General features: G+C 59.6%; 1 protein-coding gene. It reads left to right on the plus strand.

The genetic code is table 11. From position 1 onward, the window contains the following. Window positions 1-203: 203 nt before the first annotated feature. Window positions 204-2,012, plus strand: a complete 1,809-nt coding sequence (locus Q0288_RS12230) for a VWA domain-containing protein (RefSeq protein WP_299430802.1) — start codon at window positions 204-206, stop codon at window positions 2,010-2,012. Window positions 2,013-2,177 lie beyond the last annotated feature (165 nt).

Consider the following 2,177-nt stretch of genomic DNA (forward strand, 5'->3'; position numbering starts at 1 on the left):
GACTGCACCCCGGGTTGTTTTGAAAACCGCCTCCGGGTTGCCCAGGTTCCCTGGCTGGATAAAACCCATGCTCTATCGCCATTCGCCTCGTCTGGGGCGCACCTGTAATTTCGAAAATCAGCAGGTATTTCACCTCGAGTACGTCTGTAGCCGATGGTTATTGATTCAGCCTCTTTTTTCAAATCTGCTCTACACTGAGTAACGTGCGAAACCTGGTGCAAATTCTGGTGGCAGTGGGGTTCATCGGTGCGCTGGCTTTTTTCTTCTTGTTCTACCCGGCCCAAAAAGTTGAAATCCTGATCTGGACTTCGGGCGAGAAGCAGAATGTGCTCAAGCCAGCCCTGGAGGAGTTCAACCAGCAGGGCCGTACAGTGCTGGTGGGTTCTCGGCGCTACACCGTGCAGGCCAGAAGCGTGACGGTCAATTCGGGCGAAATGTATACCCACCTGGTGCGCCGGCTCAACCAGGGAGTGGCCTTCCCCGAGCGAACCGGCGGCGATCCAACCGTGCTTTCCCCCTCTACCTCGGACTGGCTGGCTCAGGTGAACCTGGACACCCGCCGCCAGGTCTTCGACTTTGCCGATATGCCCTCCATCGTGCGTACCCCGGTGGTGATCTTCACCTTCCGCGAGATGGCGGAGTGCCTGGGCTGGCCAGCCAAGCCCATCGGCTGGTCGGATATCATCGCGCTAAAGGAAAGCCCCCAGGGATGGGCTTCTTGCCCCACGGCCAGGGCCGAATGGGGGCGCAAGCCCAGGGTGGCCTTCACCGACCCCACGGTAAGCTCGACGGCCCGCTCGACCCTGCAACTGCTCTACCAGGCTGCCGCCGGAAGATCTGGCCCCAACCTTACTTTAGAAGATGTGCGCTCGGCCAGAACCCAGAACTATGTGCGGCGCTTCCAGGCCACCGTAGATCACTATTACCCCGAGACGCTCAAACTCCAGACCAAAATCTTTCAGGGGCCGCGCTTTGTGCATTTTGCTCCCCTGGAGGAGTACAGCCTTCCCTGGCTCTATCAGGGGCGGGTGAACGCCGAGAGTGTGCCAGGAGGCCAGGTCGTACAGCGGCCCATCACCGATGCGGGCTACGAAGTAGTTGCGCTGTATCCCAAAGAGGGCACGGTCTGGCACGACAACCCCTTTGCTATTGCCAATGCCGACTGGGTCACACCCCTACAGCGGGCCGCAGCCCAGGTGGTCAAGGAATACCTCCTGACCGAGCCGGTACAAAAGCAATTCCTGGCCTGGGGGTTCCGCCCAGGTTCCAGCTTACCTTTTGCCAATGTGCTTAACGCCACCCTGGGTATCAACCCCAGCGAACCCAAAAAGTTGCTTGGGAAGCTGAACCCCGAGGTAGCGAGGGCCATTCAGAATAGCTGGGAAGATGTAAAAAAGCCCGGTGTGGCGGTGCTGGTGCTGGATACCTCGGGTTCGATGTCGGGCGAACGCATACAGCAGGCCAAGGAAGGGGCCAAGCGTTTTCTGGATCGAGCGGCCCCTGGGACCCACGTGGGGCTGGTCACCTTTTCCAGCTCCGTTCAGGTGCGGGTTCCTATTGGCCCGCTGAACAAGACCCGCTTTGCCATTGTTGAAGCGGTGGACTCGCTTACCGCCAGGGGCAACACCGCCATGTATCAGGCGATCAAGCAGGGACTCGAACTTGCAGACGGCTACGAGGGGGTCTCGAGGGAGGCCATTCGGGGGGTGGTGTTGCTATCCGATGGAATCGCCAATACCGGTTCTGTGGGTATCTCGGGGCTGCTCAAGCTCACTGACCGCCAGGAACGGGATGTTCGTCTGGAGTTCCCGGAGAGTGCGCAACTCCGAAATATCGTAGCGACTGGCCTGGCCTTTACCCCCCAGAACACGGTTCACGTCTTTAGCGTAGGGATTGGCGAAGCGGACTGGGAAGCCCTGCGCCTGGTGGCGGAGGGTACGGGTGGGGTGCTGGTGCGCAGCGATGAAAGTGGCCTGGGGCCGGTGCTCGAGCGCTTTTCAAAATATTTCTGATGTTCTGGTAAGCAGCTCATGGTGGACACCAGTGGTCCGGGCCAAAGTGGGGCGGCTATGCCCGGCTTACAGGTTCACCCGAACGGCTCCAAACAATAGTGCTGGCGCGAAAACGGGTAGGGTTTGCCCGGATTGCGGGAAGTGAGGACGCTTTTTTCGCCGACC

Origin of the sequence: uncultured Meiothermus sp. (genome assembly GCF_937863175.1) — a bacterium.
In the GTDB taxonomy this organism is placed as follows: Bacteria; Deinococcota; Deinococci; order Deinococcales; family Thermaceae; genus Meiothermus.